The organism is Streptomyces sp. NPDC127084, assembly GCF_042724175.1.
Classification (GTDB): domain Bacteria; phylum Actinomycetota; class Actinomycetes; order Streptomycetales; family Streptomycetaceae; genus Streptomyces.
Map to the genome: position 1 here is coordinate 596 of NZ_JBHXFA010000200.1, position 6,645 is coordinate 7,240.

The 6,645-nt window shown below is 71.7% G+C and carries 5 protein-coding genes and 1 pseudogene; 1 reads left to right on the forward strand and 5 read right to left on the reverse strand.

What is annotated here, in order from left to right; genetic code table 11:
• Window positions 1-105: 105 nt before the first annotated feature.
• The 5 genes and pseudogenes from ACFWI9_RS30370 to ACFWI9_RS30390 all read right to left on the reverse strand — a co-directional run.
• Window positions 106-420, reverse strand: a pseudogene (locus tag ACFWI9_RS30370) (MmcQ/YjbR family DNA-binding protein); the annotation flags it as partial.
• Between the two features lie 15 nt (window positions 421-435).
• Window positions 436-1,728: a hemolysin family protein gene (locus ACFWI9_RS30375; protein WP_387167295.1), complete on the reverse strand. Its 1,293-nt coding sequence runs from the start codon at window positions 1,726-1,728 to the stop codon at window positions 436-438.
• A 115-nt stretch (window positions 1,729-1,843) separates the two neighbouring features.
• Entirely contained in the window at window positions 1,844-2,341 is a 498-nt protein-coding gene (gene ybeY / locus ACFWI9_RS30380; protein WP_387167297.1) for an rRNA maturation RNase YbeY, read from the reverse strand.
• A gap of 13 nt (window positions 2,342-2,354) precedes the next feature.
• Window positions 2,355-3,467, reverse strand: coding sequence for a PhoH family protein (locus tag ACFWI9_RS30385; protein WP_387167300.1), 1,113 nt, complete (start codon window positions 3,465-3,467; stop codon window positions 2,355-2,357).
• Window positions 3,468-3,667: 200 nt separating this feature from the next.
• Entirely contained in the window at window positions 3,668-4,849 is a 1,182-nt protein-coding gene (locus ACFWI9_RS30390; protein WP_387167315.1) for a carbohydrate kinase family protein, read from the reverse strand.
• A 331-nt stretch (window positions 4,850-5,180) separates the two neighbouring features.
• Between ACFWI9_RS30390 and ACFWI9_RS30395 the strand changes: the two genes are divergently transcribed.
• The coding region (locus tag ACFWI9_RS30395) for an MFS transporter (protein WP_387167303.1) at window positions 5,181-6,645 on the forward strand (1,465 nt) is incomplete at its 3' end.

Sequence of the window (6,645 nt, forward strand, 5' to 3'; positions counted from 1 at the left end):
GGGGGTGGGGGGGGGGGGGGGGGGGGGGGGGGGTGGGTGTCCGCCGCGTGTTGGTTCGTTGCCGGGCGGGGGGGGGGGGGGGCGCCGCGGGGCCCCCCCCCCCCCCCCCCCCACGACCAGGTCGTACGAGTCCTCGATGAGCTCCCGGACCATACGGTCCGGGAGCTCCGCCACCGTGACCGTGTTCCAGTGCCGCTTGTTCAGATGCCAGCCCGGCACGATCGCCGGGTACTCGGCGCGCAACCGCACCGCTTCGTCCGGATCGCACTTCAGCGACACCTTCAGCGGGGTGGACCCGAGGTCGCTGAGGGCGAACATCTTCCCGGCCACCTTGAAGACGGAGACCTCCGGCGTGAAGGGGAAGTCCTCCACCGCCGCGTTCTGCTCCAGGCAGCAGGCACGAAGCCGCTCCGCGGTCATCCGGTCGGTCACGCGTCAGCTCCCCGCCGTCCCTGCCGGTTCCGATGGCTCCACCAGAACGGTGACGATCCTGTTCCGCCGTCCTGCGGGCGACTCGGCCGTCAGCCGCAGGACGCGCCCGTCCGGAAGCTCCACCATCGCGGTCGCCCCGGCGATCGGGACCCGTCCGAGGGACTTGGCCAGCAGCCCACCGACCGTCTCCACGTCCTCGTCGTCGAACTCCTCGAACCCGAACAGCTCGCCGAGGTCCCCGATGTCGAGCCGGGCGGTGACCCGGTAGCGGGAGTCCCCGAGCTCCTCCACAGGCGGCAGCTCGCGGTCGTACTCGTCGGTGATCTCACCGACGATCTCCTCAAGGATGTCCTCGATGGTGACGATCCCCGCCGTGCCGCCGTACTCGTCGATCACGACGGCCACGTGGTTGCGCTCCCGCTGCATCTCACGCAGCAGATCACCGGCGTTCTTGGTGTCGGGCACGAAGGCCGCGGGCCGCATCGCCGTGGAGACCAGCTCGGCCTCGGCGTCGCGGTTGATATGCGTCTTGCGGACCAGGTCCTTGAGGTACACGATCCCGACGATGTCGTCCTCGTTCTCACCGGTCACCGGGATCCGGGAGAAGCCCGAACGCAGCGCCAGGGTCAGCGCCTGGCGGATGGTCTTGTAGCGCTCGATGCAGATCAGGTCGGTGCGCGGGACCATGACCTCGCGTACGAGCGTGTCGCCGAGCTCGAAGACGGAGTGCACCATCTTGCGCTCCTCGGCCTCGATCAGCGACTCCTGCTCGGCGAGGTCCACCATGGCGCGCAGTTCCGCCTCACTGGCGAACGGGCCCTTGCGGAAGCCCTTGCCGGGGGTGAGGGCGTTGCCGATGAGGATCAGCAGCTGCGGGACGGGGCCCATGACGCGAGCCAGCGGCAGCAGGACGTACGCGGCGGCGGTGGCCGTGTTCAGCGGGTGCTGGCGGCCGATGGTGCGCGGCGAGACGCCGACGGCGACATAGGAGACGAGCACCATGACGCCGATGGCGACGGCCAGCGCCTCCCAGGTCGCGGGGAACTCCTGGAGGCAGGCGTAGGTGACCAGAGCGCCTGCCGCCATCTCGCAGGCCACCCGCACCAGCAGGGCGACGTTGAGATAGCGGGTGGGGTCGGACGCCACCTGGACCAGCTTGTCGGCTCCGCGCCGCCCCGCGCGCTGGGCCTCGGCGGCGCGGAAGCCGGAGACCCGGGCGATGCCCGCCTCGGCGCAGGCGGCGAGCCAGGCGACGACGACGAGCAGGATCGCACCGGCGATCAGCTGGGCACTCATGAGGCGGACCCGTCCGGTCGATGTGCGCGTACGTGATGGGCACGGTGGGCGATGACACGGTGGACACGGTGAACGGCGCCGCGCGTGGGAGCGGCGCCGCCGTTGTGGACCGGTCTCATGAGACGGTCGGTGCCGGGGAGGGGCCTGTCAGGCCCTTCTCCGCACGCCAGCCGTCCACGATCGCCGCCTGCAGGCCGAACATCTCGGCGCGCTCGTCCGGCTCCTCGTGGTCGTAGCCGAGGAGATGCAGCACTCCGTGGACGGTGAGGAGCTGGAGCTCCTCGTCCATGGAGTGCTGCGTCGGGGCTTCCTCGCCCTGCTTGAGGGCGACCTCGGGGCAGAGCACGATGTCGCCGAGCAGCCCCTGCGGAGGCTCGTCGGAGTCCTTCGCCGGCGGACGCAGCTCGTCCATCGGGAACGACATGACATCGGTCGGCCCGGGCAGGTCCATCCACTGGATGTGGAGCTGCTCCATGGCTTCGGCGTCCACGACGATCACCGAGAGTTCGGAGAGCGGGTGGATACGCATCCGCGCGAGGGCGTAGCGGGCGATGTCGAGGATCGCCTCTTCGTCGACCTCTGTGCCGGACTCGTTGTTGACGTCGATCGACATGGTGCTGATCGGTTCACTTCCCGTGGGAGCCGCTGGTGCCGTGGGTGCCGTGGCCGGCGCTTGAGCCGTGGGTGGCGTGGTGGGTGCCGTCACGGCTGTCGTACCGCTCGTACGCGTCGACGATACGGCCGACGAGCTTGTGCCGGACGACATCCTGCGACGTCAGCATGGAGAAGTGCACATCGGGGACCCCGTCCAGGATTTCCCGGACCTGACGCAGACCGCTCTTGGTCCCGCCGGGCAGGTCGACCTGGGTGATGTCACCGGTGATGACGATCTTCGAATCGAAGCCGAGGCGGGTCAGGAACATCTTCATCTGCTCGGGGCTCGTGTTCTGGGCCTCGTCCAGGATGATGAAGGCGTCATTGAGCGTACGACCGCGCATATACGCCAGCGGCGCGACCTCGATCGTGCCCGCGGCCATCAGGCGCGGGATCGAATCGGGGTCGATCATGTCGTGCAGCGCGTCGTACAGCGGGCGCAGATACGGGTCGATCTTCTCGTAGAGCGTGCCGGGCAGGAAGCCGAGCCGCTCCCCCGCCTCCACCGCGGGCCGGGTCAGGATGATCCGGTTGACCTGCTTGGACTGGAGCGCCTGGACCGCCTTGGCCATGGCCAGATAGGTCTTGCCGGTGCCCGCCGGGCCGATGCCGAAGACGACGGTGTGCTTGTCGATGGCGTCGACGTAGCGCTTCTGGTTGAGGGTCTTGGGGCGGATGGTGCGACCACGGCTGGAGAGGATGTTCTGTGTGAGCACCTCGGCCGGGGTCTCGTCCGGACCTTCGCCGTTCTCGCTCGCCCTGAGCATGGCGATCGAGCGTTCCACCGCGTCCTCCGTCATCGGCTGCCCGGTGCGGAGCACCAGCATCATCTCGTCGAACAGGCGCTGGATCAGGGCGACTTCCCGCTCATCCCCCACCGCACTGACTTCATTGCCCCGGACATGGATATCGGCCCCGGGGAAGGCCCTCTCGATCACGCGCAGCAGGGCGTCACCCGAACCGAGAACCGTCACCATCGGATGCTTCGCAGGGACGGTGAACTGGGCTCGTGCCTGCCCCGCAGGGTTCCCCTCGGGGCGCTCGGGCCGCCGGGGGGTGTTCTGGGTTGTGGGTGTCTGAGTCATGGGCCGGCTCTGTGGCCTGCGCATACCTCCCGTTGCGGGGTTCTCGCTGCTCGACAACCTCTGGATACAAGCGTACGACCCCGCGCTGACACCGCCGAAGCGTTTTTCACCCGGGCCTCACAGGGAACGCGCGGACCTCGCGTGGAGCACAGGTACAGGGCACAGGTACAGGGCACAGGCACAGCACAAGGCACGGGACCTCACGGTGAACGGCGGAAGCCGATCGTGGGCACCGCCCGCGCTCGCGGCCAGGGGCGGGAGGCCCGGGGCAGCAGCCGGTCCAGCAGCCTGCCGAGGAAGGCGTAGCGGGCCAGCGCCTCCGGTTCCTGGCCGACCCAGCCCTGTACGCGCTGCCACCAGGCGGCCAGCTCGGACCAGCCGGGTGCGGAGAGCGACCCGCCGAACTCCTGCACCGACAGTGCGGCCGTCAACCCGGCGAAGGCCAGTCGGTCGGCCAGCGGCCAGCCGGCCAGGGTGCCGGTGACGAAGCCGGCCACGAAGACATCGCCCGCGCCCGTCGGGTCCAGCGCCTCGACCTCGATCGCCGGGACCTCGGCGGTCTCCCCCGACCCTCCGTCGACGGCCACGGCGCCGTCCGCGCCGAGGGTGACCACGGCGACCGGCACCTTCTCGGCGAGCGCCCGGGCGGCGGCGCGCGGACACTCGGTGCGGGTGTAGCGCATCGCCTCCTCGGCGTTGGGCAGGAACGCCTCGCACCGGTCGAGCCCGGGGAGTGCCGCGAGGTCCCAGCGGCCGGTCTCGTCCCAGCCGACGTCGGCGAAGATCCGGGCGCCCCGGGCGGCGGCGTCGGCGATCCAGCCCTCCGGGCGGCCGGGTACGAGGGATGCGACGGCAGCCCGTGCCCGTGGGGGCACCGGGTGGGCGGGGGGAAATCCCCGGGCCGGGGGGACGCCCTCCGCACGGTCCACGCCGCGCTCACCGGTGCCGTCGCCGTACGGCGGTGCCTCATGACCGTGCGAGATCATCGTCCGCTCGCCCTCGTAGGCCATGGAGACGGTGACCGGGGAGTGCCAGCCGGGGATGGTGCGCGACATCGAGAGGTCGATGCCCTCACCCTGTTCGAGCGCGTCCCAGCAGTAGTCGCCGTAGTGGTCGTCGCCGAAGGCCGCCGCGAGCGAGGTGCACAGCCCGAGACGGGCGAGGGCGGTGGCCATGTTGGCGACACCGCCGGGGCTCGATCCCATGCCCCGGGCCCAGGACTCGGTGCCCCGGACGGGGGCGCTGTCCAGGCCGGTGAAGATGATGTCCAGGAAGACCGTGCCGGTCAGGAACACGTCGCAGCGGGGATCGCCGTCCGCGCGGAGGTGCCGCAGCGGGTCGACTTGCTCGTCCAACGGGAGCGCGGCGAAGCCGTGTTGCAGGTGGTGCAGGTCTCCGTCGGGCGTGATCACGGCGCCTCCCGGGGGTGCGGTGCACGGCGATACGGTGGAATGCGGGGGATCTGCGGGATTCTGCCCAGTGTGCCTGATCCGAGACCACGGACACGGACACGAACACGGCCACTGGGCCGGGCGCGTTTACCCCCGGGGTTCCCACCCAAACCGAATGTGTCCCGCTTCACACCATCCCACCTTCTCCGGGCCCGGGCACACTTGATACAAATTGCCCCGCTGCCCCACGTTCCTGTGCAACACCGGGCGCCTCCCCCTTCTTTGACCCCCTGCTTCGCCCTGCCCTGTTCCGGGAACGCCCATGTCTTCGCGCCCGCGCGCCGCGTGGCCCCTGGTCGCCGTGTTCAACGCCGGCTACCTCGCCTCGTACCTCCTGCCGACCGTCGTCGGACGCCTTTCCACCGGGCTCGGCCTCAGCTCCGCCGAGGCCGGTCTGGTGGGCTCCACGCTGCTGCTCCACTCCGCCATCGCCGGTTTCGCGCTGGCGTCCCGTGTCGACCGCCACGGGCAGCGGCGGCTGGCCCGGCTTGGGCTGCTGCTGGCCTTCGGCGGCTACGGCGCCGCCGCTCTCACCTCGTACGTCCCGCTGGTGATCGCGGGTGCGGCCGTCGGCGGTCTCGGCTCGGGTACGGCGACGGCGGTGGCCGCGGCGGGCATCGCCGCGCGGCGCGATCCGCACCGGGCCTCCTCGCTCGGGCTGCTGTCTGTCTCGGCGACCGCGGGGGCGCTGTATCTCACGATTCCGCGGCTCGGTGGTGGCCATGCGGTGCCGTTCGCCGCGCTGGCCCTGGTGGCGGTACTGGTCTGGCCGGCGACCGAACGGCTGTCGGGGGCCGGCGCCGGGACCGGGGCGGTGGCGGCGCCGGGGGGCTCCGCCGCGGTCCCGTTCGACTCACGGACCCCGCTGCCGCGCCGCCGCTCCGGCTTGGTGCTCGCGGGCGCGCTTCTGTTCTGGTCGCTGGCCCAGAACGCCCTGTGGGGGGTCAGCGGCCGGATCGGCACCACCCAGGCCGGGCTGAGCGAGGTCACCGTGGGCGCGGTGTTCGCGGTGGCCCTGGGCGCGGGACTGGTGGGCGTCATCGGCGCCGGTGCGATCGGCTCCCGGCTCGGCCGGGCGATACCGATCGGGGTCGGCACGGCGCTGATCGGCGGCTGCGTCGTGGTGACTTCGTCGGCCCGTGGCCTGCTGGGCTTCGCCACCGGGGAGGTGCTGTGGAACCTCTTCTACCCGGTGGTCCTGTCCTATCTGCTCGGCCTCGCCGCCTCGCTCGACCCGCGCGGCAGGTGGGCCGTCCTGGTGGGCGCCGCGTCGTCGCTGGGTGTGGCCTGCGGCCCGATGACCGGCAGCCTGCTGTCTGCACGGGCCGGATACCCGGTGATGGGCCTGGTGCTGTGCGCGGTACTGCTGCTGGTGGCGGTCCCGATGTCGGCGGTGGCCCTGCACACCTCCGGCCGCCCCCTTCTTGTCAGGGCTCGGTTCACGCTCCCTGCCTTCGGCGGGGGAACCACCACCGGGGCGCTCGCGGCGGGCGCCGACGGCCGGTCATGCTCGGCCGCTCGTTCCTCGCGGCCTCCGCGTGTTCTCCGGTTCGGGGGCCGCGCGCCCCTTCGGCTCACTCACCCACGTGCCCGGGCGAGCTGGAACAGCGCCCCGGGCTCACGGACGCTCATCCGCCGCGGCGGGGGGCCCCCGCCCCGCCCCGCGCGCCCGGGGCGCGCGCGCCGCGGCCGCCCCGCCCCCCCCGAGAGACCCCCCCGCCCGCCCC

Coding starts and splice junctions, on each gene's coding strand:
- ACFWI9_RS30375 (WP_387167295.1), bottom strand. CDS start 1,728: ATGAGTGCCCAGCTGATCGCCGGTGCGATCCTGCTCGTCGTCGTCGCC.
- ybeY (WP_387167297.1), bottom strand. CDS start 2,341: ATGTCGATCGACGTCAACAACGAGTCCGGCACAGAGGTCGACGAAGAG.
- ACFWI9_RS30385 (WP_387167300.1), bottom strand. CDS start 3,467: ATGACTCAGACACCCACAACCCAGAACACCCCCCGGCGGCCCGAGCGC.